Genomic DNA, 25,810 nt, shown 5'->3' on the forward strand with positions numbered 1-25,810 from the left:
CTGAACCGTTCCTGCAGCCATCTTCTCGGTCCCTTCCTTGTGTGCGGGGGCTTGCCCCTTGCAACTGTTCGGGTTCACAAAAGAAGGCGGTCGGGCCCCAGCTCATCCACGGTTTAGGCTACCTGAGGGGTGACGGGCTCTCGACCGCCGCCACGGATCAGGCAAGCACCTGGTCCGTGGCACCCCTCAACAATGCACGATTCCAGACACACAAGGGGTGTTCCAGCTTGACGCCGGCGTCCGCAAAATCACTGCCGCCGTGTTCCTTCGCGCACCCCTCATCCGTCTCGGCGCTGAGCGCCGATCCACCTTCTCCCACAAGGGGAGAAGGGAAAGGACCGCCATGTCCCGACACGTCACCTTCATGACCATCGACGACGCCGAGCACTACACGCCGGCCGAGCGCGCGGCGATCATCGCCGCCTATCCCGAGCATGAGCGCGAGGCGCGGGCGAAGGGCGTTCCGGTGCTGGGCTCGGGCCGCATCTTTCCGGTGCCGGAGGAGATGATCGCCTGCGAGCCGTTCCGGCTGCCGCGCTGGTGGCCGCGCATCGGCGCGCTCGATTTCGGCTGGGACCATCCCTCGGCCGCGGTCGAGCTCGCCTGGGACAGCGAGGCCGATGTCGTCTACGTCACCAAGGCGGCGCGCGCCTCGCAGCAGACACCGGCGATGCAGGCGCTCGCCCTGAAACCCTGGGGCGAATGGCTGCCATGGGCATGCCGCGCGACGGCCGCCGCGAGACGCTGGAAGGCGCAGGCACCGCGCTCGCCAGGCAATACGCCGCGCACGGCCTGAACATGCTCGGCAACCACGCCCGCTTCGCCGACGGCTCGGTCTCGGTCGAGGCCGGGCTGATGGAGATGCTCGACCGCATGCAGTCCGGCCGCTTCAAGGTGTTTTCGACGCTGCTCGACTGGTTCGAGGAATTTCGCCTCTACCGCCGCTTCTACTGGGATGCCGTCGCCGGCGCCGAACTCCCCGCCGGCCTCGACTATGCCGTGTTCGACTTTGCCGTGAACAGCGGGCCGGGCAGGGCAGCGAAATGCCTCCAGGCGATCGTCGGCGCCACCGAGGACGGCCGGATCGGTCCGGCCACGCTCGGTGCCGTCAGGGCCCGGCCCGCCGATGTCGTCATCGATGAGCTGTGCGACGCGCGTCTGGCGTTTCTCAAGCGGCTGTCGACCTGGCCGACCTTTGGCCGGGGCTGGAGCCAACGGGTCGGCTCGGTACGGGCCGAGGCGCTGCTGTTGTCGGTGGCCAAACCGCCGGCCTCGTCCGCGCCTTCGACTGAAGCCGCACATCCAGAGGCAACGCCCAATCTCGCCGCGCCCGTCGGCAATGCGTTCTGGCGGCTATTGCTCGCCATTTTCAAACCGATCCTTGGAGGCAAGAAATCATGATTGCCGTCATCATCCGCATCGCGCTGCGCTACGGCGCGGCGATCCTCGTCGCCCGCGGCCTGCTCGGCGCCGGCGACGCTGCCGCCCTGTCGGGCGACCCCGACATCCAGATGGCGCTCGAAACCGGCATCGGCCTGGCGATCAGCCTGGTCACCGAGGCCTGGTATCTGCTCGCTCGCAAGTTCCACTGGCAAAGGTGAGGGGGTCCAAATGAACGAGGTCTTGACCGAACTCCTGCACCAGGCGCTGCCCTGGCTGGCGGGCGCGCTCCTCATCGTTGCGGCACTTGTCGCGTGGTGGCTGTCATGACGGCGCTTCTTTCTTTTCTGTCCGACAATCCCGCGATCCTTGGCCTGCTGGCCTCGGTCGTCGCCGCGCTCGGCTGGGGCTTTCGCCAGCGGTTCGCCGGGGCCGAGACCGAGCGCAGCAGGCAGGCCAAATCCGAGGCAGCGGCCCGCGCGCTCGCCGACCGGGTCGACAACGACATCGGCGCGCTGCCCGCGGGCGCGGCCAAACAGGAGTTGAAGGCATGGGCAAGGGATTGATTGTCATGCTGCTTGCCGCGGCTTTGGCCGGATGTACCACGAGCACTGGCGGCTTCTGCGCCGTTTCCAGGCCGCTGCGCCTCTCCGCCAAAGCTGTTGACGCGCTGTCGGACGAGGAAGCGAGGGCACTGCTCGCGCACAATCGCAAGGGCCAGAAACTCTGCGGCTGGAGGCCCTGATGCAGGATCTGTTCGATCTCTTGGGCATCAAGGGCCCTGTGGTGGCCGCGGGGCTGGCAGGCGGCGCATTGCGGGCCCTGTCGCGTCACCGCTACAAGCTGCGCGAAATGATCGCTTCGCCGATCTGCGGCGCGCTTGCCGCCGCCTATCTGACGCTGCCGGCCGTGGCCTGGTTCAAGGCAAGCGGCCTGCCGATCCCCGATCCTGCCGACGACACCACGACCTTGGCTGCCGCCTTCCTGATCGGCGTCTCGGCGATGTGGATCTCGGACATTCTGTTCGAGGTCGTTGTGCGGAAATTCAAGCCGACAAGCGAAGAGTGATCTGCCGCGCCGCGCGCTCCTTGGTCTTCGAATAAGCATCTGCTAATATTTGTTCTGTGCATGGAGCCGCAATCGGAGCCAAACCTGTGCGCTTTTTCTGACCAATGAGAGGGCACAATGATCAAGCTGGGACGCATCTGCGTAGTAAGGACTTTGTGGGTCCTTTGGCTTTTTACACTGCCCGCCCAGGCGAACAACTTGAATGATCTTGTCAAGAAGGGCGACGTCGCAGCGGTGGCTTCCGCCTTGGACAAAGGCGCCGCCATTAACGAAATTGACGGTGTTACGGCGCTCTACATCGCCTGCGAAAAAGGAAATGTCGAGTTAGCACAACTTCTGATCAAGCGTGGGGCGGACGTTAGCCTGCCCGTCAGTTGGCAAAGAACGCCGCTCTACGCCGCCAACAAGGGCGGGTACGCTGACATCGTGAAGCTGTTGCTCGACAACGGGGCCGACCCAAATCAGGTGGCGAAAGCGCAAACGCCGCTTCACGTAGCTGCCGAGAATGGCTGCCTCCAGTGCGTCATCCATCTCGTGGATGCCGGAGCAGAGGTCAACGCGCTGACATCGAATGGAAGTCCGCCCATACATCTGGCCAAGCTGAGTGGTCACGACGACGTCGTGGCCTACTTGCGCAGTCATGGCGCCAGCCGACCGGCCATTGCGCCGATTTCGGCACGACTTGCATCGGCGAACGCTGAATCGGGCAAAGAACTTTTCGGCAAGACGTGCGGGACTTGTCATCTTGTCGTGCCGGGGGTCAAGAATCCCAAGCCCAATCTGTGGGGCATCGTAGGGCGGCCGAAGGCCTCGCAAGGCGATGTCGAGTATTCGTCGAGTCTAAAGGATGCCGGTGGCGATTGGACTTTTGAGGAACTCAATTTGTTCATCTCAAATCCCGCGCTCGCGTTGCCTGGAACAGATATGCTTTTCCCGGGCCTGCAGGACGAGAAGCAGCGAGCGGACCTCATCGCATACCTGCGGACCTTGAGTGACACACCGTTGCCGCTTCCCTAGAATTGATTTTGATGTCCTCCCGTCCTCAATCCAGGCGGCTGTCGCCGCTGCGGCCTTACCAGGACGCTTGAGCGGCTGGACGAAGAGCGCCACAATCCCCATCTATGGAGAAATCCAAGGGAGATATGATATGGCGACTTCCACCGAACGAGCGGTGCTTGCTGGCGGCTGCTTTTGGGGCATGCAGGATTTGATCCGGCGCTATCCGGGTGTGATCTCGACCCGTGTCGGCTACAGCGGCGGCGACGTGCCCAACGCCACCTACCGCAACCACGGCACCCATGCGGAGGCCATCGAGATCATTTTCGATCCGGCCAGGATCAGCTACCGCACGCTGCTCGAATTCTTCTTCCAGATCCACGATCCGACGACCAAGAACCGTCAGGGCAACGATGTCGGCATGAGCTATCGCTCGGCGATCTACTATACCAGCGACGACCAGAAGCGGGTTGCCGACGACACCATCGCCGATGTCGAGGCCTCGCACCTGTGGCCGGGCAAGGTCGTCACCGAGGTCGCGCCGGTCGGCCCTTTCTGGGAAGCCGAACCCGAGCATCAGGACTATCTGGAGAAATATCCGAACGGCTATACCTGCCATTTCGTCAGGCCGGGGTGGAAGCTTCCGGTTCGTGAAAAGGCGGCGTCGTAAGCCCGATCGGTGCTCGGCAGGTTTTTCCCGCCTGCGCCGGAACATTAGTTCTGGCTAAGAGTTCATCCCCCGGCAGCGCGTAACGGTTTGCTGCCTGATCGGGGCCGGCATCCCGATCCAGCCCGCGTCCCCTGCGAGAGGCGCGGGCTTGCTTGTGTCGATAACTCGGCCTGGACTTGCCGATCCCACCAATTTCGCCCGTCGTGCCAGAAGGCACGGCGGGCTTTTTTGCGTTCAGGTCCCGGCAACGCCCGGGGCTCCCGCCGCGGCCGCCAATGCCGTCCGGATCTAGCCCTTGGCGCGACGGCCGTCGCTTTCATGGTTCCCGATCCAGTGCGCGCGGATGCGGTCGCTGGTTTCGAGATAAGCCATGTCGATCAGATAGGTCAGAAGCTTCTCGCCATCGGCTTCGGCTTTCTGACGCAGTTCACGCAAGATCCCCTGCGCAAACTGCAGGTTTTCCATTTTGCTCGGCTGGTCCATCGCTGCCCCCAATGTCTGCATGTGAATTCTGGCTGACTGTTGCTTGCATCAAGATTTTGGCGAGACTCACGGCGAAGCTGTGCTCGGTTGTGTCGGCGTCCGATCAACGAAGCTGTTGGACATTCTTCGGAAATGTCGATATTTTGCGCGACCAATCGGACCGCGACGATGCACGAAGACGAGGGCAGCACTCCTGACAAGTTGCAAGCCATGCTGGATGTGATTGCCAGGAACGGCCCTTCGAGCCACAGCGAGCAGTCCGATATCGGCAAGCTGAAGGCAGACGCGGCCAGCGCGGCCGCGGTGTTGGTCCAATTCTACGGCGACACGGCGCTCGAACGTGCCAAGTTGCTTGAGCGGCGCTCGCCGCAGTCGCATTTCGCCCGTCTGGTCACTGCCGAAGTCAGCAAGCACGGCAAGGGTCCGCCCGGAAGCTAGGGTGCGCGCTAGGAGGATTTGCGCCTCCTCGATCCGCCGCCAAGACGCAGCTGCACCTCTTCGTGGGCATTGTCCAGCAAGTAGAACAGCAGATCCTGTCCGATCGATCGCGAGATTTCCTTGCCCTGCTCGATATGCTGATGGATCTCGCGCAAGGAGGCCTCCTCGCAATCCTCTTCTTGCGTCAGGTCGACGAACCAGCCGGGATAGACAGCCGCTTCTCCAAGGCTGTCGACATAGCATTGGCCGACTGCCAGGATCTTGCGAAGGCCCATCTTCTCCGAACGAACTTTGCAGACCTCGCGGAAGCTCGATCGGCGCTCTACCGCCCGGCGGATCGCAACATTGACCCGCAGCCGGTCCTCGGCCTCGATGCTTTCCATGCATCTTTCGAGGGGAGCGCCACGCGAGAACTCCTCGAGCGTGAGTCCGAAATAGTCGGAGAGGTTGGCGTCACCGTAGACACGGTTTCGCTTGATGTCCCAGGTCCAGAACCCGTCGATCGGTGGATATCGCAGATGAACGCTGCGACCTCCTGCAGGCATCGCCGCCATGAAAACCGCCCCGTTCGGCTTCAAGATTCGCAATAGTATGTAACATAGGCGAAAAGAAACAAGGTGGCCTTTTGTACAAGACCATCAAGGATCACGTTGCGTCAGAGGGTTTGCGTACTTGGGTAGCGTAATTGATGTCGTGAAAAAAATAACTTGGGGAGAATTTTCTTTCATGGAAAGAATGTCTGGCCTGGTAGCGCAACCATAACTTGGTACTTCACAAGATAACCAAGCTACAAGACTGGCAAAATAATAGCAAAGGTTGTGCCGGTCTGCCTGAAGAACAACTCCGCACGGCTGCGAGGCCGACGCGGCAATGTTGGGAACGTTGCCTGAACCGCGCCGGCCAAAGCGGTTTCCAGAAGTCCACCGCAAGTCGAATCTTAACTGAGCATTGGGGCAGCGGCAAACCGACCATCGGTTGCAAAATGCAAGCCGATTTACCCGTCGATCCAGATGGAAGCCGGCCTGCCTCTTAGGCCAGCTTGCGCTGGAGTAGGTTGTCCGAGGGCGCCTCGTTACTGTCCGCCGTAGTTCCCGGCTCGTCTGCCGGCGATTCGCCATCGACGCGATCGTGTTCGAATTGCTGCGCGCCGGGCAACGGCTGCAGCCAGTGTTCGCGCCTCACGATCCACAGTTCGTAGGTGGGCTCGAGCTCCGTCGGCGCCACATCTAGGCTACCGAGCATCACTTCGACTTCCTCCTCGCCGACAGTGGTTACGCGGCCGCCGCAGGTCGGGCAGAAACTTCTGCCGCCATAGGTGCTGACGATGCCGGCCGTCTCGAAGGCTTCGAGCGGCCAGATGGCGAAGGCCTGGTAGGCCGATCCGCTGGTCTTGCGGCAATCCTTGCAGTGGCAAAGCCCGATCCGAAGCGGCTCGCCCGTCACCGAGAACTGGACACCGCCGCATAGGCAGCTGCCGCTGCGCCTGACATCACTGGACATGGCTGTTTCCTCCTGGGTCGCGCCGCTCTGGTCAGCCGGCCGCGACAACATGCCGGGAAATGTCTAACCCGAATCAATTCGCGCGAGGCGCAAACGGTTCCACGCTGCGCGGCGTCGAGGGCGACGCCACCGCAATCAGTTTGCGCAGGTTGTCAGCTTCGGCGAGTTGTCAGTTCGGGAAGTCGAAAACCGGCTCCTGGCAGCGGTAGACGCGGCACTGGCCGTCGCGCGTCGGAACGGAGGCGGCGGTGGGCACCTCCGGCCAGTCGCATTCATTGCCGAACTGGCGCACATAGCGCTCGTAGGTGTTTTGGCCGGTGGTCAGCACGGCCGCACGCTGGCTTTGGATCAGCGACCGTACCTGTTCGCAGCTCATTGCACGCGTGTCGGGGCGGGCATGAGCCGTGGTGGCGGCACACAACAACGCGCCGGCAATCCATGCGATCGAACGAGCCTTCATCGGCAACCCCAGCTTGAACATCCTTCTCTTAGAGAAACGATCAGAAAACGGCCAGATACTTCAACAGCGAAACGATGCCGATGATGATAACGACGATCTGCGCGATCTGTCGCGTGCGGCCGTCAAGCGGGAGGCGCTGGACGAGGTAGAGCACGAGGATGATCACCAGGAACGTGATCAGGATGCCGATGAGCGCCGATGAAGCCACGTCCTGTCTCCCTGGTATCGTTTCGAGCTCAAATGTTTACGAACAAACAAATTGGCAAACGTCGTAGCGGCCGGATCGGTTCCCGGCTGGAAACGGCGGAGGCCGCGAAGCCAGGCGGCTCGCGGCCTCAGTTCGGCGCTACGCCGGTTACTTGCCGCAATGATTGTCGTTCACCGTCGGTGTGCTTGTCCCGGGCGATGTCCCGGTTGCGTCAGGCTGTGCGCCCTGCGGGCCGACCGGACAGTTCTGATCCGGGGTCGGGCTCGTCGCATAGGGGCTCATGCCGTCGATGCTGTAGGTCGGCGTGGGATCGATGGCATTGGGGCCGTTCGGATCGACCGTGTTGGGGCCATCGGGGTCGACGACAACCGATTTTCCACTGCCGTCGGCCATGCCTGAGCCGGCCGTGTCGCCAGCGGTCTGGGCCATCGCCGATGTGCCGAGGCCAAGCGTCAGCAAGGCGGCTGCGAGGATTCTCATGGTCATGGCGGTCTCCATTTGGTTGTGGCTTCGTCGCGTCGCGACTTTTGGGGGAACCGCTCGCGCCGGTGATGGTTCCCTCGCAAGTTCATTTGGATGGGGAGGTCGCCGACACCTCCTGCCGCCCCTGACGACTGCGCAAGCGTAGTCGGGAACCGGCGTTCGCGGCCGGACACCGCGCGCCGGGAACCGAAATCCCTCACGCGCATTCCTTGTCGAGTTAATTTTCCAGCATCGAAAGGCGAGGGGGTCGGTGGATACGATTGAACATGGCGGCATCGGGCTCCCGGGCGCCCATGCCTTCGATCTGCTGCAGGCGCTGCCAGTCGCCGTCTACACCACCGACAAGCAAGGCCTCATCACATTCTTCAACGAAGCCGCAGCCGAACTTTGGGGGCATCGTCCCGTCCTCAACGAGGATCGGTGGTGCGGATCGTGGAAGCTGCGTCATCTCGACGGTCGCAAGATGGCGCACGACGAATGCCCGATGGCCATTGCCTTGCGCGAAGAAAAGGACGTTCGCTGGGGGCGGGCGATTGCCGAGCGGCCCAACGGGGAACTCATCCCATTCAGCGCACATCCCGTCCTGCTTCGCAACGAGACCGGTGACACGATCGGCGCAATCAACACCTTGCTCGACCTGCGCACGCAGACCATGGCGGACGAAGCCCGCACGCGGCTTGCCTCCATTGTCGAGTCATCGATGGATGCGATCGTTTCAAAGGACATAAACGGCATCATCACCAGCTGGAACGACGCGGCGCAGCGCCTCTTCGGCTACACGCCGGCGGAGGCGATCGGCCGGCCGGTGACCATCCTCATCCCGCCCGACCACCTGGATGAGGAGGTCTCGATCATCACCCGCATTCGCGCCGGCGAGGTCGTGCCGTCCTACGAGACGGTGCGCCAGCGCAAGGACGGCACGCGCATTCCTGTTTCGCTGACCGTCTCGCCGATACGCGACGGCATCGGCAGGATCATCGGCGCGTCCAAAATCGCGCGCGACATCAGCTCTCACAAGGAGAGCGAACGGCGCATCCGCCTGCTCATGCGCGAGGTCAATCATCGCGTGAAGAACCAGTATTCGGTCATCATCTCGATGATCCGCGAGACGAGCAAACAAGCGAGCAGCCCGGAGGTCTTTCTGGAACAGGTGCGCGAACGCATCCTGGCGCTTTCGGAATCGCACGATCTGCTTGTCAATGCCGAGTGGCGCGGCGCGACGGTCGCCGAACTGGTCGAGGCGCAGGTAAGGGTCTTCGCGGCGCAGTCGCGCCTGTCGGCAAAGGGGCCGGTGATTATGCTCAAGCCGAACGCCGTCCAATATCTCGGCATCGCCTTCCACGAACTGGCGACAAATTCGGCAAAGTACGGGGTCTTGTCTAACCCGGTCGGGCAGGTCGAGATCGAATGGGCCATAACCACCGCCGCCGATGGCGAGGAAACCTTCGGGCTTGTCTGGCACGAGCACGATGGACCGCCCTTGGACGGAGAGACACGTCGCGGATTCGGATCGGTTGTGCTGAAACGGATCGCGCCGCAGGCGCTGGGCGGCACCGGACAGCTGGAGTTCGGCGAGCACGGTGTAAGCTGGAGGCTCGAAGCGCCTTTGCGATACGTGAAAAACTCTCTTGACGAGATGGATTGACGGCGCGACCGGCCGAAACTTCGTGCTGACATCCTCTCCTTACTGCGTCGCCGAACAGGCGCGCTCGGCCATCTCGGCGACAAGCGCGCAGTCGAACTCCATGGCTGCCCCATACGTTTCGGCTATTTGCACGACCATATATTCGAGGTCTTCGCGCGCGACGTTTTCGTCGAGGTTTCGCAGACGCACACGCTCAGCCACGACAGCGACATTGACCACGCCCGTGGAATGGATCGCGGCCAGGACCAGGGAGTTGAGGTCTTCCCGCAATTGGCTTGAATAGCTGTCGCGCATGGCAGTTGCCTTCCGGTGAGGCGTTTTCCCTCATTTTCGAGCATGCGCCCGACACATTGCGATAGCAAGCGCAATGTCAAAAATATTGAAATAAAATCAATTAGTTAGTATAGTCTGTTGATTGCTTGGTCGATGCCTTGTCCTCATCGTTGGGCCTTTGCGCCGATCACCCATCGCTCACCCTTGACGGGATGTGCGTCAAATCCTAATTTTACTGTTAGTGAGCCAGATACTAACTCACTGCATTTTGGTCTTGGCGGAGGCACAAATGGGCGAACTGGAACGACCTGAACGGCTCCAGATCATGCTGACGGCTGACGAATTGGCTGCACTGGAAAACTGGCGCTTCGAAAAGCGTATGCCGAGCCGGTCGGCGGCCGTGCGGGAACTGCTACGGCGCGGCCTTGCCGCGGAAGGGTTCCTCAAGGCCGAGCAGGGGCTGAAATCGCAGGAGTTTGGAATTCTGGAGCCGGAACGCAACGATAGCGCCGAGGGCAAGCCGGTTGCAGACTAGCCACTGAGCAAACCCGCCTGTCTTGTTCGGACGCCGCGGCCTTATCGTCGGGTCGCACGAAAAGTTTCAACCGCACAACCGCTTCCACCGCTTTCGCTTTGCCGCCCGCTTGCTAAAGGTGGAGCGAAGAATGCCGCCGGGCAGAATCTGCCGGGGAGCGGCGAGTTCGGACGGAACTTCTGCCAATGACATGGACTGGCGCGGCGGCACTTTTGATCCTCATCCTGACCTATGCCGGTGTCGCCGTTGGCCGCTTTCCGGGCCTGCGCCTCGATCGCGCCGGCATTGCGCTGCTCGGTGGCGCAGCCATGATCGCCGTCGGCGCGATCAGCATGGAGGATGCCTACCGCGCCATCAACTTCGATACGATCACGCTGCTGCTCGGCATGATGATCGTGGTCGCGCATCTGAAGGTTTCGGGCGCCTTCCGCGCGCTCGGCGGCTTTGCCATCGAGCATGCGCACGCGCCGTTCATGCTCCTGGTCATGGTGACGCTGCTGACAGGCGTGCTCTCGGCCTTCCTGGTCAATGACGCAATCTGCCTGGTGATGGCGCCGATCGTCGTCCATGTCACGCGCGTCATCAACCGCAACCCGGTTCCGTATCTGATCGCCACCTGCACGGCTTCCAATTGCGGCAGTGTCGCCACCATCACCGGCAACCCGCAGAACATGGTGATCGGCGCGCTGTCCGGCATTTCCTATCCTGCCTTTTCGGCCGCTCTCGCGCCGGTGGCGCTGTTCGGCCTTCTCGCCGTCATCGTCATCTTGCGCATCGCCTACCGCGCCGAATTCGCCCGCACCGTGGACCTCAGTCCCGAAGTCTATCGCGGCCGCATGCTGCCGGGTCAGGTGCTGAAGGCGGTTATCGTCTGCGTCATGCTGGCGGTTGCGTTCTTCGCCGGCGTTGCGGTTGCCAAGGCGGCGCTGATTGCCGGCGCCTTCCTGCTCGTCACCCGCGCGATCAAGCCGCATCGCATCTACCGGGAGATCGACGGCCCGCTGCTGTTCATGTTCGCCGGCCTGTTCGTGGTCGTGGCCGGCGCCGAAAAGACGCTGCTGACGCCCGAGATGATCGCCTGGGCGAAAAACATCGGACTCGACGATGTCTGGCGGCTCTCCGGCTTCACCGCCGTGCTCTCCAACATCATGAGCAACGTGCCGGCGGTGCTGGCGTTGAGGCCCTTTGTCCCCGGGCTTGAAAACCCCGAGCGCGCCTGGCTGGTGGTCGCGATGAGCTCGACGCTGGCCGGCAATTTCACGCTGCTCGGCTCTGTCGCCAACCTGATCGTCGCCGAGCAGGCCAAGGCGGCGGGCAAGGAGCTTTCCTTCTCCGCCTTCTTCAAGGTCGGCTTGCCGCTGACGCTGGTCACGCTTGCCGCCGGCACGGCCTGGTTGGCTTTCACCACCTGATTTCCAAGTTTTCAGCCCGCGACAAAAAATTTGTCGCGAGCTTTTATCGAATCGATTGCGCAAACGTTTCGATGGCTCTATGGTTTCCATAAATCCGCCGAAGAGCGGTCGGGAAACGCAATCAAGGGAGGAGCGCTTGCGGGCACTCCACACGAGCCGTCATGCCGACAATGGCTGAGGTCGCGCGCCGCGCCGGCGTCTCGGTGTCGACCGTCTCGCACGTTGTCAACGGCACCCGCTTTGTTTCGCCCGAGAAGGCGAGACTGATCAACGAGGCCATCGCCGCCATGGGCTATCAGCCCAACGAACTGGCGCGCTCGCTGAAGGTCGCCTCGACCCGCAGCGTCGGGCTCGCCATCTCGGCGATTTCCAATCCTTACTTCACCGACATCATCTGCGCGGTCGAGGCCGAATGCGCCCGGCTCGGCCTGATGGTGTTCCTCTCCGACACGCAGGAAGACCCGAACCGCGAGCTTCAGGTGGTGCGCGCCTTCCACCAGCGCCGCGTCGACGGCGTCATCCTGGCGCCGTCTGGCTCGCCCGAGCGCGCCATCGACTATCTCGCCGAAAAGAAGCTGCCCTGCGTTTTGATCGACCGCTTCGCCGACGACCGCTTCGACCAGATCGGTGTCGAGAACGACACGGCGATGCAAGCCCTCATCGACCATGTCGTGTCCTTCGGCCACAAGCGCATCGGCTATATTGCCGGCCAGCCGGGGCTGGCCACCACGCGCGAGCGCATCGAGGCGTTTCGCGCATCGCTCGCCGCCAATGGACTTGAATGCCTGCCGCGCTATGTCTCGCCGGAGAATGTCGACACGGCGAGCGCCACGGCATCGACGCATGCGATCCTGGCCTTGCCGACGCCGCCCACCGCATTGGTCACCGGCAACAACATGACGACGATCGGGGCAGTCCGCGCCATCCGCGAGAAGGGTCTTTCGATTCCCGGCGACCTGTCGCTGGTCGGCTTCGACGATTTCGAATGGGCCGACTGCTTCGAGCCGCGCCTGACGCTGGTCGAACAGCCCTGCACCGAGATCGGGCACCAGGCGGCGGCGCTGCTCAGCGAGCGCATCGCCTCCAGCCACGCAGCGCCGCGTGCCGTGCGGCTGCAGGCAAGGCTGCAGGCACGCCAGTCCTGCGCGAGGCCGAGATGAGCGCGCCGCTGCTTTCGGTCACCGGTGCGGTGAAACGCTTCGGCGGCGTGCAGGCGCTGCGCGGCGTCGACTTCGACCTCAAGCCCGGCGAGATTCACGCGCTGCTTGGCGAGAACGGCGCCGGCAAGTCGACGCTGATGAACCTTCTCTCTGGGGTCTACACGCCGGACGAGGGCGAAATCCAGATCGACGGCAAGCCGGTCACCTTCAACAACCCGCGCGAGGCGCAGGCAGCCGGCATCGCCACAATCTTCCAGGAACTCGACCTGGTGCCCTCGCTCGATGTCGCGGCGAACCTCTTCCTCGGCCGCGAATTGATGCGACCGGGCGGCCTGCTCGACGTGCCCGCGATGCGCCGCGAGGCGAAGCGGCGGCTTGAGGCGATCGAACTCGCCATCGACCCCGCGCGCCTCGTCGCCGACCTCTCCATCGGCCAGCGCCAGGTGGTGGCGATCGTCAAGGCGCTGTCCTATGCCTCGCGCGTGCTGATCATGGACGAGCCGACGGCCGCGCTCACCGTCGGAGAGGTCGAGCGCCTGTTCGACATCATGCGCAAGCTCGCCGCTACCGGCGTCGGCATCGTCTACATTTCGCACCGGCTGGAGGAAGTGCCTGAGATCGCCGACCGCGTGACGGTGATGCGCGACGGCCGCGTCGCCGGCGTCACCGAGCCGCACGCGCCGCAGGCCGAACTGGTTCGACTTCTGGTCGGCCGCTCGCTGGATGAACTCTACCCGGCGCGCGCCAGAAGCGCCGGCAAGACGCTGCTCAGCCTCAAGGATGCCAGCTTCAGGCTCGCCCGTGAAAGCGCCGGCTGGCAGCCGCCGAGCGGGATTTCGCTCGAGGTCAAGGAGGGCGAGATCGTCGGCCTGGCCGGCATCATGGGAGCAGGGCGCACCGAACTGCTGTCCGCGCTCTACGGCACCGGTCTCGCCGGACGCTGGCAGGGCGAGGTCGCAGTCGACGGCAAGCCCGTGAAACTCGACTCCATCGACGCGGCGCGCAAGGCCGGCATCGCCTTCGTCACCGACGACCGGCGCGGCAGCGGCCTGATGCTGCGAATGGCCGTCGGCCTCAACTTGGTCATGTCCGTGATCCGCCGCATCTCGCCGGCCGGCCTGATGTCGCCGCGCCGCCAGGCGGAAGCGGTGAGACAGTCGTTCGGCCAGTTCGACATCCGTCCGAAGAACCCGGACATTTCCGTCGGCGCGCTTTCGGGCGGCAACCAGCAGAAGGTGGTGCTGGCCAAGGAAATTCTCGGCAATCCGCGGCTCTTGCTCCTCGACGAGCCGACCCGCGGCGTCGATGTCGGCGCCAAGGGCGAAATCTATGCGCGGCTGAGAGCACTCGCGGCGCAGGGGCTCGGCATATTGGTCGCCTCCAGCGAGATGCCGGAGCTGATTGGACTTTGCGACCGCATCGTGGTGCTGCGCCAGGGGCGCAACGTGGCGGAATTCATTGGCGGCGTCGACGAGCACACCGTGCTTGCCGCGGCAAACGGCAGGGAGGCCTGATGTCGGACCAGAAGATTTCGGTGGCTGCCAGCCCGGCAGCTTCAAGCCCTTCGGTACCCGCTGCTCCGGCGGCGAGGCGCGTCGATCCGCTGGCGATCATCGTGCGCTTCCAGAGCCTGATCGGCCTCGTGCTGGTGGCGATCGGCGGCGTCATCTTCTCGCCCAGGCGCCATGGCGAGATCCTGTTCCTCAACCCCGACAACATCGCCAACATCGTGCGCGCCGTGTCCGAGACCGGCATCATCGCCATCGGCATGACCTTCGTCATCATCACCGCCGGCATCGATCTCTCGGTCGGCGCGGTGCTCGGCCTGTCCGCCGTGGTGACCGCAACGATGATGATCTCCGGCGGCTTCGGACTGATCCCGACCATTCTGGCCGTGCTCGCCATGGGCATCGCCTTCGGCATCGTCCAGGGCACGATCTCCACCCGCTTCCGGTTGGAACCGTTCATCGTCACGCTCGCCGGCCTGCAGGCGGCGCGGGGCCTTGCGCTCATCGTTTCCGGCAACCAGTACATCAACATCTCCTATGGCGAGGGCCCGGGCCTGGCGCCGCCGGTGTTCGCGGTGCTGGGCGAGCGGCTGTTCGACAACACAGTGCCGGTGGCAACCATCGTCTTCATCGCCTTTGCCGCGATCGCCACGGTGGTGCTCAACACCACGCGTTTCGGCCGTTACGTCTTTGCCGTCGGCGGCAACGAGCGCGCCGCGCGCATTTCCGGCGTGCCGGTGTCGATGGTGAAGATCTCGGTCTACGCCATCACTGGCTTTGCCTCAGCACTTGCCGGTATCGTGCATGCCGGCCAGTTCAATTTCGGCAGCGCCAATGACGGCATGGGCTACGAGTTGACGGCGATCGCCGCCGTCGTCATCGGCGGCACCAGCCTGTTCGGCGGCGCCGGCTCGATGGTCGGCACCGTCGCCGGCACCATCATGCTCGGTGCGCTCGCCAACATCCTTCAGCTCAACAACATCACCCCAGCCACGCAGCTGCTCGCGACCGCCGCGATCATCGTGCTGGCGGCAGTGCTCCAATCCCTCGTTCGCCGCCGCGAGGGATTGGGCAGGTAGGAGGCCGGCGGCAAGCATACCCCCGAGACTGAAACCAAAGGTCTGTCCGCCCCCGGCCAGACGAGGAGGAGAGTGAGCATGAAAACCACACTGAGAGGATCGAAGCGTGCCCTCAAGGCCGCGCTTCTGGCAGGCGCAGGCCTGTGCATCGCCAAGCACCGCCCAGGCCGCCGCCCCGATGGTCAAGGCCTGCGCCAAGGACGGCCAGTTCGTCATCGGCTTTTCGCAGGCCAACAACGCCGAGCCCTATCGCCAGCACGTCAATGACGAGCTGACGGCCGCGGCCAAGGACGTTCCGCAGTTCACGCTGCAGATCGCCGACGGCGCCGGCAACGTCAACACGCAGACGTCGCAGGTCGACAACTTCATCACTCAGAAGGTCGATCTCCTGCTGATCTCGCCCTTCGAGGCCGCCCCTCTGACGCCGGCCGTCAAGCGCGCCATGGATGCCGGCATTCCGGTGATCGAGCTCGACCGCAAGACGGTCGGCGATCCCGGCAAGGACTACACCGCCTTCATCGGCGGCGACAATTACAAGATCGCGCTCGAGGCCGGGAAGTACACGGCAAAGACGCTGCTGCCCGACGGCGGCGAGACGGCGGTGCTGGAAGGCCTGCCGAGCTCGACGCCGGCGGTGGAGCGCCTCAACGGCTTCAAGGACGGCGTGAAGGAGAACGCCAAAATCCAGGTCGTCGCCGAGCAGGCCGCCGACTGGGTTCCGGATAAAGCCCAGACCGCCTTTGCCGCCATGCTGCAGGCGCATCCCGACATCAAGGTGCTCTACGCCTCGAACGACATGATGGCGGCGGGCGCGCTGCTGGCTGCCAAGGGCGCCGGCAAGGACGTCAAGATCATCGGCACCGACGGCCTGCCCGGCCCGGCCGGCGGCATCGAGGCCGTCGCCAAGGGCGACTGGGCGGCGACCTTCACCTATCCGACCGGCGCCAAGGAAGCGATCGAGATGTCGAAGAAGATCCTGCTCGACTGCGCGACCGCGGTGGAGCCGACGGTGACGGTGGAGACGACGGCGATCACGGCGGAGAACGCCAAGCAGCTGATGGGCAAATAGGCAGCACGCTAGACTCGATGGCGATAGGGTAAGGCCCCGTACGGGGCCTTGCTCTCGTCACGAAACGCCTAGCTCCGCCTCCTCGGCATTGGGATCGCCCGGCGCCGTCGCCCAGGCAAGCTCCACCAGCGTCACGGTGCGCCGGCCGGTGCCGTCGAGTTGGCAGACGATGAGGCCCTGCTCCTCGATATAGGTGAGCAGGCGGCGCGCGCGGCGCAGCGAGTGCGAGCCATAGGCGCGCGCGATCGCCGCGTCGCTCGGGCAGGGCCGGCTCTCCTTCGCCGCGCGGGCGATCATCATGAACACGCCCTGCATGTCTTCGGGCAGCAGCGAGGCGCGCACCGAGACGTCGCGCCAGGCGTCGTCTTCCGCCATTTCGGAGCCGAGGCCGGCCCGCGCCCGCGTCAGCATGCGGCGGAACTCGGCAAGGTCCGGCACCACCGAGGCCAGGCCCTCGATCCGGCACCGGACGACGAACTCCTGGTAGAGCACGCCGATGACGCGAAAACCGGCATCGGGTTCGGCGAGCACGGCACCGAGCACGCGGTCCATCCGTTCGCGCCGCTCGGCAAGATCCTCGGCGCTGGGTGCGGCCTCCGCCGGCTCGGGGCGGATCTCCAGCGCCGCCGATTTCGCCGCCATCAGCTGGTCGAGCAGGTCGGGCGAGGGCGCCCGGCGCTGCGGCCTGACCGTCTCGGGCGGCGGCGCGGCGAGGATGATCGCGCGCGCATCCTCCAAGGCCGCCTCCGGTAGCGGCATCAGCCGCGGCGTGCCGTTGCGCGGTTTTGTATCAGTCGGGCCGATGCGCAGGCCGAGCGGACGCCGCGACAGCGCCGGACCGAGCGCCATGAACTGTCCGCGCTCGAGGTCGCGAAACGCCTCCGCCTGCCGCCGCTCCATGCCGAGCAAGTCGGCGGCGCGCGCCATGTCGATGTCGAGGAAGGTGCGGCCCATCAGGAAGTTGGAGGCTTCCGCCGCGACGTTCTTGGCAAGCTTCGCCAGCCGCTGCGTGGCGATGATGCCGGCCAGCCCGCGCTTGCGGCCGCGGCACATCAAATTGGTCATCGCGCCGAGCGAAAGCTTGCGCGCCTCGTCGGAAACCTCGCCCGCCACCGCCGGCGCAAACAGCTGCGCCTCATCCACCACCACCAGCATCGGATACCAGTGGTCGCGCGCGACCTCAAACAGCCCGCCGAGGAAGGCGGCGGCGCGCCGCATCTGGTTCTCGGCGTCGAGCCCCTCGAGGTTGAGGACGGTGGAGACGCGGTGGATGCGCGCCCGCTCGCCGGCCGCCTGCAGGCCGCGCTCGGTGTGCTCCTCGGCATCGATCACCAGATGACCGAAGCGCTCGGCGAGCGAGACGAAGTCGCCTTCAGGGTCGATGATGGTCTGCTGCACCCAGGGCGCGCTCTGTTCGAGCAGCCGGCGCAAGAGATGCGACTTGCCGGAGCCGGAATTGCCCTGCACCAGAAGCCGGGTCGCCAAAAGCTCCTCGAGGTCGAGGGCCGCCGTGGCCCCCGCGCTCGTCTCGCCCATCTCGATCGCAACCGTCATATTTCGACTCGAAAACCTTTACTGCGGCGACAGGGCTTATCAACCGAAGCGCGGCGGGTCGAGCGCGCCGGGCATGGACGGGCCATTGTTCCCCAGCTCTTCGGTGGCCGTTCACGCCTGGCCGCACAAACCCCGAATTCGCCGGACACGCGCCGGAGTGGGCGCAGGCCAGGGGCCGAGCGAAGTCCGCTTGACCATTCTCAAGCCCGGCGACATTGTGGACCACAAGTTGCAGTTCCTTAGCCAAGTGGTCGTGGCAAATGGATTTTCGCGACGCCATCGAAAGATCGCTGGCCTGGGCCGGCGGATGGTTCGACTATGCCGCCACGCCGTGGTTCGTCTATCAGCTCGGCATCATGGCCGCACTGTTCGCGCTGGCCAAGCTCGCGGCGCTGCGCGTCGAGCCGCTGGTAGAGGGCCAGGCGCGCCAGATCAAGGGCCATCCCGGACTGTTGCGGGTGGTGATCGCCCTGCTGCGGCGCACCGACTGGATCCTGTTCACGCTCTTCCTGTTTGCCGCGCTCAGCCTGCTGCGCGCCGTCACCTGGCCAAGCCGCACCCATCTCATCCAGGTCGCGCTGCTGCTCGCGCTGGCGTGGCTCTTCGCGACGGTGCTGTCGCGCATCATCCGCAACCGCCTCGTCGCACGCACGCTGGGCTGGCTGGCGTGGATCTATGCGGCCCTTGTCATCCTGCACGTCAGCGACGACGCGGCCACGGTCCTCGACAGCCTGGCAATCCCGCTCGGTGCGGTTCGCCTTTCTGCGCTCATCGTGCTGAAGGCGGCGCTGCTGCTGGTCGCGACGGTCTGGCTGGCGGTGGTCATCGGCAATTACATCGATGAGCGTGTCCGCCTCTCCGAGGAGCTGACGCCGTCGATCCGCGTCCTCGTCGGCAAGGTGGCCAAGATCGGCCTCGTGCTGGTGGCGGGCGCCGTCGCGCTATCGGCCGTCGGCCTCGACCTGACGGCGCTGACGGTGTTTTCCGGCGCCGTCGGCGTCGGTCTCGCCTTCGGCCTGCAGAAGGTCGTCTCCAACTTCGTCTCCGGCGTCATCATCCTGCTCGACAAGTCGATCAAGCCCGGCGACACGATCTCTCTCGAAGGCACGTTCGGCTGGATCCGCGAATTGCGGGCGCGCTTCGTCTCGGTGGTGACGCGCGACGGCCGCGAATTCCTGATCCCCAACGAGGACTTCATCACCCAACGGGTCATCAACTGGTCGTTCAGCGACAACCTCGTGCGGCTCGACGTGAACTTCGGCGTCTCCTACGACGCCGACCCGCACAAGGTCAGCGAACTGGCGATCGAGGCGGCGATCAGCGTCGGCCGGGTCGAGGCCGACCGGCGGCCGGTCTGCTGGCTGACCGATTTCGGCGACTCCTCGCTGAACTTCGTCCTGCGCTTCTGGATCCGCGACCCCCAGCAAGGCCTGACCAATGTGCGCGGCAAGGTGCTGCTGGCGCTATGGGACACGTTCAAGGCCAATGGCATCAGCATTCCGTATCCGCACCGGGAGATCATTATGAAGCCGGGCGCGCCGAGCGGGCGATAAGGCCGGTGGCCGGGCGTCGCATCGCAAGATTGCAAGACCCTCGGCAGAGTTCTTTTCATCGCCGGCTGGAGTGCCTCATCTGGTCAGGTTCTCCCCTGCAGCTGCGAGTGAACGGAACCAGAAGAGCCCTGCCGCGTCATAATACAAGCAGGTTTTCGTGGAGTGACCTCGATGCCCCGGCTCGTTCTGTTGGTCGCTGTGGTGCTTGCCCTCGCTTGCGGCGGGGCAGGGGCGGCCAAGCTGGACCCAGCCACCGTCAACGAGGCGCAATTCACCGTCGAGGAACCGAAGGGCTTCAGCCCCGTCCTGCTGAAGGCAGAGATTCTTCTGGATCGCGCCCGTTTCTCGCCAGGCTTGATCGAGGGCCGTGCATCGGAAAATTTCGCCAGGGCGGTCAGGGCCTTTCAGACGGCGAACGGATTGCCGTCGGACGGCAAGCTCACGCGCGAGACCTGGGACAGGCTGATGGCAACCTCCACGAGCCCGGTCCTGGTTGCCTATGAGTTGACGCGCAAGGATGTGCGCGGACCTTTCACCAGGCATATCCCGGCCCGGCTGGAGCGGATGGCCCGCCTGCCGAGGCTCGGCTATCACAATGCGACGGAGAGGCTGGCGGAGCGCTTCCATATCAGCGAGCAATTGCTCAGGCGGCTCAATCCGGGCATCGGCTTCAGGAAGGTCGGCACGAAATTGCTGGTGCCGGATGTTGGCCGGGGGGATCCTCCCGCCGCCATTGCCGGTGTCGAGGTCGACAAGGGCGCGCGCCAGGTGCGCGTGCTTGATCCTTCCGGCAAATGGCTCGCGGTCTTCCCGGCTTCGATTGGCAGCGACGAGAAGCCGGCGCCGACTGGCGAGGCGGAGGTCAAGCGCGTGGTGCGCAATCCGACCTATCACTACGATCCGGACTTCGCTTTCAAGGGGGTCAAGGCAAAGCGGCCATTCACCATTGCTGCCGGCCCCAACAATCCCGTGGGTTCTGTCTGGATCGATCTCTCCATTGAGAGCTACGGCATTCACGGCACGCCCGAGCCCGGCAAGATCGGCGCGACCTTCTCGCATGGCTGCATCAGGCTGACCAACTGGGATGCCGGGGACCTCGCGGCCATGGTGAGGAAAAGCACGAAGGTGAGCTTCAAGGACGAAATGGCGAACGCAGGCGACACGCCTCAGTAGTGCAACAGGCGCAACGCAGGACAGGCTCGCGCGTTGGCGGCGGGCGCATTCCAGCAGGCGATGAAGTCATCTGATCTCATCAATACGCGAGCAAGGCCTTTCCGTATTTGGCCCACAGCTGCTCGCAGTCTCTGGCTCGAAGGGATGGCGTTCCCAGGTCGCCGTACAAAACCATCGCGGCACGGACATCGTAGCCCAGGATCTGAGCATTGGCGAGGAACTGGACGGCCTCGCCCAGACGGCGGACGTCGACAGCGGCATCGGTTTTGTTGGCGCTGTCAACTACCCCCAGGATCTCGGCCGCCGTGTTCCTGACTGCCAAAACAGCCGCCATCGCATCTTCGGTCATCATGTGGCCTGCCGACGAATCGTTTCATTCACATCCCTCGGCATCAGTGGCACAACACTGCGCGGCATGTCCTGAACGCGCCGAACGCTTCGCGACATTTGTTGATTGCACCTTGACGCGAACCACTCGGCCTGTTCACGCGTCAACCCGATGAGGCATTGGCTGGCGAATCCCGCCGGCTCGTTAACGATCGTGTCAAATACGGCCCAAGTGTCGGTTGGCTCCCGGACCACCACGAATCTCATATTAGATACTCCTAATTAAACAACGCGCGAGGAGCGCCGCTGTTCCACCGCGCGGTGCCGTGCCGCCGAGTTGTCATCACGGCGCAGGCTCCACCGCCGCCCCAGCCGTAGCGCCAGCGCCGAGCATGCACTAACATTCCAGCCTAACCCCCTTGGGGCTGGCCGGCGATCTGTTCAAATGGGGAAGTACCCATGACCAATCATTGCTGTGGACCGGGCTATGCTTCTCCCGCCGAGGCGATGCGGGCGCCGCGCGAAAAGCTGCTCTATACGATTGCCATCTACACCGGCACGGGCATTCAGAAGCCGGACTATCTGTGCACCATCGATGTCGACCCGCAGAGCCCGACCTACAGCCAGGTGATTTCACGCCTGCAAATGCCGGGCATCGGCGATGAGCTGCATCATTCGGGCTGGAATGCCTGCTCGTCGTGCCATGGCGATGCCAGCATGGAGCGGAAATACCTGATTGTGCCGGGGGTGCGCTCGTCCAATCTGCATATTGTCGATTGCGGCACCGATCCCCGCAATCCGACCTTGTTCAAGGTCATCGACGGCGCCGAGATCAAGGCCAGGACCAATCTGTCGGCGCCGCACACGGTGCATTGCCTCGGCTCGGATATCATCGTCTCCATGCTTGGCGACGCGCAAGGCAATGCCCCCGGCGGCTATCTGCAGCTCAGCAAGGAGTTCGAGATCGTCGGCCGTTGGGAAAACTCCATGGGCGGCATCAAGTTCGGCTATGATTTCTGGTACCAGCCGCGGCACAACGTGATGGTCAGCTCGGAATGGGCCGCGCCCAACACCTTCATGCCCGGGTTCGACCTCGAAGAGGTCGGCCATCTGAAATATGGCCGCGAGATCCATTTCTGGGATTTCGAGAAGAAGGAGCCAAGGCAGACATTCTATCTTGGTGAGGACGGCCTGATCCCGCTGGAAGTGCGCTTCCATCACAATCCCGACAGCAGCCACGGTTTTGTCGGCGCGGCGCTTTCCGCAAACATCATCCATTGGTGGAAGGACGCGGCGGGCGATTGGCAATGGGAAAAAATCGTCGACGTCGAGAATGAGCCGCATCCCGAATGGCCGATCCCGATACCCGGCGTGATCTCGGTCATCCTGCTCAGCATGGACGACAGATACCTCTATCTGTGCAACTGGCTGCATGGCGACATCCGCCAGTACGACATCTCCGACCCTCACAACGCCAAGCTTACCGGACAAGTGTGGATGGGCGGACTGCTCGGCCGCGCGCCCGAGGTCAATGGCGTGAAAGTCACTGGCGGGCCGCAGATGATCCAGCTCAGCCTCGACGGCAAACGCCTTTATGTGACGACCTCGCTGTTCTCGACCTGGGACAACCAGTTCTATCCGGAAATCCGCACCAATGGCGGCTGCATGCTGATGGTCAATTGCGATACGGAAAACGGCGGCATGGCAATTGATCCGCGCTTTGTCGTCGATTTCGGCAAGGAACCGAATGGCCCGAGCCGCTGCCACGAAACCCGTTATCCCGGCGGCGATTGCACGAGCGACATCTGGGTATGACCAGCTTCACCATCACGCTCGCCAACCAGGGCGGCGCGGCCTTTGCGGTCGATCGCCGCAAGCCGCTCCTGCAGAGCCTGCGCGAGCAGGGCGTGGACCTGCCTTACGGCTGCAAGTATGGCGGCTGCATAACCTGCGCGGCCAAGATGATCAGCGGCAAGGTCGATCAGAGGGCGCAGGTAGCGCTGAACAACCGCCAGATCGCGAATGGCTACATCATCCTCTGCGTTGCCCGCCCGCTGAGCGACTGCACGCTGGAGGTCGGCGTCGAAAGCCACGACAAGCTCTACCGCAACCCCTTCCTCGACCCCTTGGCCGCGCATGAGTTGAAAGCCGATATCGCGACCCCGCTGGACGACAAGAAATGACCCATATGAACCACGATGAGCCCTATCCGGAGGCTTATCTGCAAGAAATCCTGAAATCGGTCAAAACCATCGCGATGGTGGGCGCCAGCCCCGACAAGACCAAGTTTTCCTATGGTGTCCTGAGGGTGCTGCACGAAACCGGCTACGACATGATCCCGGTCAACCCCAGTTCCGGCGTCAAGGAAATTCGCGGACTTAAAGTGTACCCATCGCTGGCGGCCATCGACCGGCCTGTCGACATGGTCGAGGTGTTCCGCCGCTCGGAGGATCTGCTGGAAGTCGCGCAGGAAGCCATCGCCATCAATGCCAAGGTGCTGTGGGGCCAGATCGGGGTGAGGGATGACGCTGCCGCCCGGCTGGCGGAGGAGGCGGGCTTGAAAGTGGTGATGAACCGCTGTCCCAAGATCGAATTGTTCCGCCCCTTCTGGAAGCCGAAGCTGCATTTGGGGATATGACTGCAGGGTCGCGGAATTCGGCGTTGTCGCGGCAACCAACCGCCCTTCGCCCTTCGCGAGATCGTGCGGGTTCCAAAGCCGGGCGGGCGCCTGGCGCTGGTGTTCAGATCGGACGAGGACAAAAACTGCCTTGCGTTTCCAGCCGACGTGTACCGCTTCCCGGCATTGGCAGAAGTGACGGCCACGCTCGTGGGCGCTGGCTTCACTTTGGATCCCACGGGTGAGCGCGGCGGCCGAGGGCCGATGCTGCTCCTAGCGCCAAAACTGCTGCGGCCTGGAAAGGTATATTGACAAAACTCGCGTCCACTCGCTTTCTTAAAGTGTTCTCTAATATACGGAGGCAGCGATGCCGTACACGTATCGGTGCAGGGACTATCCGGGGATGGAAGCGTGCCCGGCGAGCTTTACGGCAGAGAACGCGTCAGAGGTAATGAAGCACGTCGAACTACACGCTGAAGTCGCCCACGATGAAGACCCGAAACAGTGGTCGCAAGGTGACCGGGAGCAAGTCCAAAACCTGATTGTCGCCAGCTAGGTTGACGGGATTTTGAGCAGAGCAAAGCCGACGGCGCGACAGGATCGCTGGCTCTATTCAAGCACACGGTTGCGGCGCTCGGTTACTGACTAGGGCGTGTATGCGGCCCGCTCGGGCAGGCCGGCCTTGCGGAGATTCTTGCGAAAATGCTCAAAGTACGCGGCATCACCATAGGGCGCGAGCTTCGGATCGGTCCATTTTTCCAGCGTGGCGCCGGCATCGAGTTCGACAGCGCGTTTCACCGATTTCTGGGCCTGCTGCTGGTTCCCGGCGGCAGCGAAGCTGGCGGCCTGATAGATGCGCATGATGGCGCTATCCAGCGAGCGCAGGCTGGCGAAGGTGGCGATGGCTTTGTCGTATTGGCGGGCGTCGAAATAGATCTGGCCCAGTTGGGAAGTGTACCATTCATAGTGAAATGGATTGAGGCGCATGGCCTTTCGCGCGTGCTCGATGCCCTCTTTCGCCCTGCCCGCATAGCTCAGGCAAAGAGCGTAGTCGGTGGTCACGTCGGCGTCGTTGGGATTGCATTCGAGGGCCTTCCGGAAGGCCTCAAGTGCCACGCCATGATTCAAAGTATACAAATGATAGTTGGCGAAAGCCCAATAGGACCAGGAATCCCCGTCGTCGCAGGCAATCGCCTTCACGGCCCATCGGCGGGCCAGTTCCATTGAAGCGTCATGGTCGTCGGCCCAGCCGCAACAGGCGTCGACCGTGTGACTCATTGCCATTTTGCTATAGGCCTTAGCAAGTCTCGGATCACATTCGATTGCCCTGGTCAGATGCTCCCTGGCAAGGCTCTCTCCTTCCTTGCTGAAACGACAGGCATCAATGGCGCGCTGGAGATGGTCCAGGGCGACGAAACTCTTGAGCCCGGCGGACTTGCTTCGGTCACGCCAGGCCTTTCCGAGCCTGCCGCCATAGCCAGACGCAAGCGTGCCGATGATCGTCCCCGTGATTTCGTCCTGGACCGAGAAGATATCCGTCAGTTCCCGGTCATAGGTCTCGGTCCAAAGCTGCCGGCTCTCGGCTCCGTCGACAAGTTGGACCGAGACGCGGATGCGGCCCCCAGCCTTCTGAACACTTCCCTCCAGAACATAGCGAACCGAAAGTTCACGCGCGGCCTCAGCCGATGTCACAGGCCGGTTCCGGTAGGCTAGGGTCGAAAACCTGTCGATGACGAACAACTCGTGAAAGCGCCCGAGGCTGGCGACGATGTTGAGCGCCAATCCTTCGCAGAAAATATCCTGTTCAGGGTCGCCGCTCATGTTGTCGAAGGGAAGAACGGCAATGGACGGTCTGAGCGGCGCCGGAGCTTCCGCGGAGGCCTCGAGGGGCCTCGGGCCACCATATTTGTAGCCGCGCCCATGCACGGTAACGATCATCTCGGCAGGCAGCAGTTTTCGCAGCGCCGAAATGTGGACCTGCAGCGTGTTCTCCTCGACCACCATGCCGGGCCAGACTGCATCGAAGAGGTCGGTCTTGGCGACCACCTCGTCAGGCCTCTCCAGCAACGTGGCGAGGATGTCGAAGGATCGCGCAGAAAGTTCCAGCGGTCCTTCCGGCCCCAGCAGCAGCCGTTCGGCTCGTTTCAAACGATAGTTGCCAAACTCCAAGTCCATTGGCCCAGAACCCGTCCGTCGCGGGCAGGATAATGCAAGACCGC

31 protein-coding genes and 1 pseudogene are annotated in these 25,810 nt (G+C 63.5%); 22 read left to right on the top strand and 10 right to left on the bottom strand.

Features of this window, described 5'->3' with window-relative positions; all coding sequences use genetic code 11:
* Positions 1–343: 343 nt before the first annotated feature.
* The 8 genes from EN786_RS37765 to msrA all read left to right on the top strand — a co-directional run bounded on the left by EN786_RS37765 (position 344) and on the right by msrA (position 4,114).
* Positions 344–796 (top strand): terminase family protein, encoded by a 453-nt coding sequence (locus EN786_RS37765; protein ID WP_189524301.1) that lies wholly within the window; start codon positions 344–346, stop codon positions 794–796.
* Positions 712–1,401: a glycosyl hydrolase 108 family protein gene (locus tag EN786_RS37770; protein WP_246688747.1), complete on the top strand. Its 690-nt coding sequence runs from the start codon at positions 712–714 to the stop codon at positions 1,399–1,401. The genes EN786_RS37765 and EN786_RS37770 overlap by 85 nt, the downstream gene beginning before the upstream one ends.
* A complete protein-coding gene (locus EN786_RS21770; protein ID WP_127287361.1) occupies positions 1,398–1,601 on the top strand; it encodes a hypothetical protein in 204 nt (67 codons plus the stop codon). The genes EN786_RS37770 and EN786_RS21770 overlap by 4 nt, the downstream gene beginning before the upstream one ends.
* Positions 1,602–1,706: 105 nt before the next feature.
* Complete coding sequence (locus EN786_RS21775; RefSeq protein ID WP_127287362.1) at positions 1,707–1,946, top strand: ABC transporter permease; 240 nt, start codon at positions 1,707–1,709, stop codon at positions 1,944–1,946.
* Entirely contained in the window at positions 1,931–2,125 is a 195-nt protein-coding gene (locus EN786_RS21780) for a hypothetical protein (RefSeq protein ID WP_127287363.1), read from the top strand. The genes EN786_RS21775 and EN786_RS21780 overlap by 16 nt, the downstream gene beginning before the upstream one ends.
* Positions 2,125–2,448, top strand: a complete 324-nt coding sequence (locus tag EN786_RS21785; protein WP_127392067.1) for a hypothetical protein — start codon at positions 2,125–2,127, stop codon at positions 2,446–2,448. The genes EN786_RS21780 and EN786_RS21785 overlap by 1 nt, the downstream gene beginning before the upstream one ends.
* Before the next feature lie 117 nt (positions 2,449–2,565).
* Positions 2,566–3,465 carry an ankyrin repeat domain-containing protein gene (locus tag EN786_RS21790; RefSeq protein ID WP_127312218.1) on the top strand — a complete coding sequence of 300 codons (900 nt, stop codon included), beginning with the start codon at positions 2,566–2,568 and terminating at the stop codon, positions 3,463–3,465.
* 130 nt (positions 3,466–3,595) lie between these two features.
* Positions 3,596–4,114 carry a peptide-methionine (S)-S-oxide reductase MsrA gene (msrA, locus tag EN786_RS21795; RefSeq protein WP_127312217.1) on the top strand — a complete coding sequence of 173 codons (519 nt, stop codon included), beginning with the start codon at positions 3,596–3,598 and terminating at the stop codon, positions 4,112–4,114.
* A gap of 288 nt (positions 4,115–4,402) precedes the next feature.
* Here the strand turns inward: msrA and EN786_RS21800 are convergent, their stop codons facing one another.
* Positions 4,403–4,597: a hypothetical protein gene (locus EN786_RS21800; RefSeq protein ID WP_126055200.1), complete on the bottom strand. Its 195-nt coding sequence runs from the start codon at positions 4,595–4,597 to the stop codon at positions 4,403–4,405.
* Positions 4,598–4,765: 168 nt separating this feature from the next.
* Between EN786_RS21800 and EN786_RS21805 the strand changes: the two genes are divergently transcribed.
* Positions 4,766–5,035, top strand: coding sequence for a hypothetical protein (locus EN786_RS21805; RefSeq protein WP_127311448.1), 270 nt, complete (start codon positions 4,766–4,768; stop codon positions 5,033–5,035).
* An 8-nt stretch (positions 5,036–5,043) separates the two neighbouring features.
* On the opposite strand, the gene EN786_RS21810 is transcribed toward EN786_RS21805, so the two are convergent.
* The 5 genes from EN786_RS21810 to EN786_RS21830 form a co-directional block, all read right to left on the bottom strand.
* Positions 5,044–5,589: a hypothetical protein gene (locus EN786_RS21810; RefSeq protein ID WP_135908853.1), complete on the bottom strand. Its 546-nt coding sequence runs from the start codon at positions 5,587–5,589 to the stop codon at positions 5,044–5,046.
* A gap of 475 nt (positions 5,590–6,064) precedes the next feature.
* On the bottom strand, positions 6,065–6,535 hold the full coding sequence (locus tag EN786_RS21815) for a GFA family protein (RefSeq protein WP_127311446.1): 471 nt from the start codon (positions 6,533–6,535) through the stop codon (positions 6,065–6,067).
* Between the two features lie 169 nt (positions 6,536–6,704).
* Complete coding sequence (locus EN786_RS21820; protein WP_245478413.1) at positions 6,705–7,016, bottom strand: hypothetical protein; 312 nt, start codon at positions 7,014–7,016, stop codon at positions 6,705–6,707.
* A 19-nt stretch (positions 7,017–7,035) separates the two neighbouring features.
* A complete protein-coding gene (locus tag EN786_RS21825) occupies positions 7,036–7,203 on the bottom strand; it encodes a Thivi_2564 family membrane protein (RefSeq protein ID WP_127287442.1) in 168 nt (55 codons plus the stop codon).
* Positions 7,204–7,350: 147 nt separating this feature from the next.
* Positions 7,351–7,689 (bottom strand): hypothetical protein, encoded by a 339-nt coding sequence (locus EN786_RS21830; protein ID WP_127311445.1) that lies wholly within the window; start codon positions 7,687–7,689, stop codon positions 7,351–7,353.
* Positions 7,690–7,936: 247 nt separating this feature from the next.
* Between EN786_RS21830 and EN786_RS21835 the strand changes: the two genes are divergently transcribed.
* Complete coding sequence (locus EN786_RS21835; protein ID WP_245478412.1) at positions 7,937–9,331, top strand: PAS domain S-box protein; 1,395 nt, start codon at positions 7,937–7,939, stop codon at positions 9,329–9,331.
* Positions 9,332–9,370: 39 nt separating this feature from the next.
* On the opposite strand, the gene EN786_RS21840 is transcribed toward EN786_RS21835, so the two are convergent.
* Complete coding sequence (locus EN786_RS21840; RefSeq protein WP_127286440.1) at positions 9,371–9,625, bottom strand: hypothetical protein; 255 nt, start codon at positions 9,623–9,625, stop codon at positions 9,371–9,373.
* 268 nt (positions 9,626–9,893) lie between these two features.
* Between EN786_RS21840 and EN786_RS21845 the strand changes: the two genes are divergently transcribed.
* From EN786_RS21845 to EN786_RS21870, 6 genes and pseudogenes are all read left to right on the top strand, one after another.
* On the top strand, positions 9,894–10,139 hold the full coding sequence (locus EN786_RS21845; protein ID WP_127286441.1) for a hypothetical protein: 246 nt from the start codon (positions 9,894–9,896) through the stop codon (positions 10,137–10,139).
* 185 nt (positions 10,140–10,324) lie between these two features.
* A complete protein-coding gene (locus EN786_RS21850; RefSeq protein WP_127286442.1) occupies positions 10,325–11,551 on the top strand; it encodes an anion transporter in 1,227 nt (408 codons plus the stop codon).
* A gap of 161 nt (positions 11,552–11,712) precedes the next feature.
* On the top strand, positions 11,713–12,711 hold the full coding sequence (locus EN786_RS21855) for a LacI family DNA-binding transcriptional regulator (protein ID WP_127286443.1): 999 nt from the start codon (positions 11,713–11,715) through the stop codon (positions 12,709–12,711).
* On the top strand, positions 12,708–14,225 hold the full coding sequence (locus EN786_RS21860; RefSeq protein WP_127286444.1) for a sugar ABC transporter ATP-binding protein: 1,518 nt from the start codon (positions 12,708–12,710) through the stop codon (positions 14,223–14,225). The genes EN786_RS21855 and EN786_RS21860 overlap by 4 nt, the downstream gene beginning before the upstream one ends.
* Positions 14,225–15,298, top strand: coding sequence for an ABC transporter permease (locus EN786_RS21865; protein WP_245478264.1), 1,074 nt, complete (start codon positions 14,225–14,227; stop codon positions 15,296–15,298). The genes EN786_RS21860 and EN786_RS21865 overlap by 1 nt, the downstream gene beginning before the upstream one ends.
* Before the next feature lie 78 nt (positions 15,299–15,376).
* Positions 15,377–16,367: pseudogene (locus EN786_RS21870) on the top strand (substrate-binding domain-containing protein).
* A 57-nt stretch (positions 16,368–16,424) separates the two neighbouring features.
* Here the strand turns inward: EN786_RS21870 and EN786_RS21875 are convergent.
* A complete protein-coding gene (locus EN786_RS21875; RefSeq protein WP_127286073.1) occupies positions 16,425–17,921 on the bottom strand; it encodes an ATP-binding protein in 1,497 nt (498 codons plus the stop codon).
* A gap of 260 nt (positions 17,922–18,181) precedes the next feature.
* On the opposite strand from EN786_RS21875, the gene EN786_RS21880 reads away from it, so the two are divergent.
* Positions 18,182–19,474, top strand: a complete 1,293-nt coding sequence (locus tag EN786_RS21880) for a mechanosensitive ion channel domain-containing protein (protein ID WP_135908855.1) — start codon at positions 18,182–18,184, stop codon at positions 19,472–19,474.
* A 171-nt stretch (positions 19,475–19,645) separates the two neighbouring features.
* The gene (locus EN786_RS21885; RefSeq protein WP_127310275.1) at positions 19,646–20,647 is read left to right on the top strand and encodes a L,D-transpeptidase; all 1,002 of its coding nucleotides are present in this window, start codon (positions 19,646–19,648) and stop codon (positions 20,645–20,647) included.
* Positions 20,648–20,726: 79 nt separating this feature from the next.
* On the opposite strand, the gene EN786_RS21890 is transcribed toward EN786_RS21885, so the two are convergent.
* Entirely contained in the window at positions 20,727–20,999 is a 273-nt protein-coding gene (locus EN786_RS21890) for a hypothetical protein (protein WP_127286070.1), read from the bottom strand.
* 434 nt (positions 21,000–21,433) lie between these two features.
* Here EN786_RS21890 and EN786_RS21900 point away from each other — a divergent pair, with 434 nt between their 5' ends.
* From EN786_RS21900 to EN786_RS21915, 4 genes are all read left to right on the top strand, one after another.
* The gene (locus tag EN786_RS21900) at positions 21,434–22,789 is read left to right on the top strand and encodes a selenium-binding family protein (protein ID WP_127310274.1); all 1,356 of its coding nucleotides are present in this window, start codon (positions 21,434–21,436) and stop codon (positions 22,787–22,789) included.
* Positions 22,786–23,157, top strand: coding sequence for a 2Fe-2S iron-sulfur cluster-binding protein (locus tag EN786_RS21905; protein ID WP_127310273.1), 372 nt, complete (start codon positions 22,786–22,788; stop codon positions 23,155–23,157). Before EN786_RS21900 ends, EN786_RS21905 begins: the two co-directional genes overlap by 4 nt.
* A complete protein-coding gene (locus EN786_RS21910) occupies positions 23,154–23,612 on the top strand; it encodes a CoA-binding protein (RefSeq protein ID WP_127310272.1) in 459 nt (152 codons plus the stop codon). The genes EN786_RS21905 and EN786_RS21910 overlap by 4 nt, the downstream gene beginning before the upstream one ends.
* 346 nt (positions 23,613–23,958) lie before the next feature.
* Entirely contained in the window at positions 23,959–24,147 is a 189-nt protein-coding gene (locus EN786_RS21915; protein WP_127310271.1) for a DUF1059 domain-containing protein, read from the top strand.
* Between the two features lie 89 nt (positions 24,148–24,236).
* Here EN786_RS21915 and EN786_RS21920 read toward each other — a convergent pair whose 3' ends face one another.
* Positions 24,237–25,760: a winged helix-turn-helix domain-containing protein gene (locus tag EN786_RS21920; protein ID WP_189340489.1), complete on the bottom strand. Its 1,524-nt coding sequence runs from the start codon at positions 25,758–25,760 to the stop codon at positions 24,237–24,239.
* Positions 25,761–25,810: the final 50 nt, after the last annotated feature.

It is taken from the genome of Mesorhizobium sp. M4B.F.Ca.ET.143.01.1.1 (assembly GCF_004792275.1).
Taxonomy (GTDB): domain Bacteria; phylum Pseudomonadota; class Alphaproteobacteria; order Rhizobiales; family Rhizobiaceae; genus Mesorhizobium; species Mesorhizobium abyssinicae.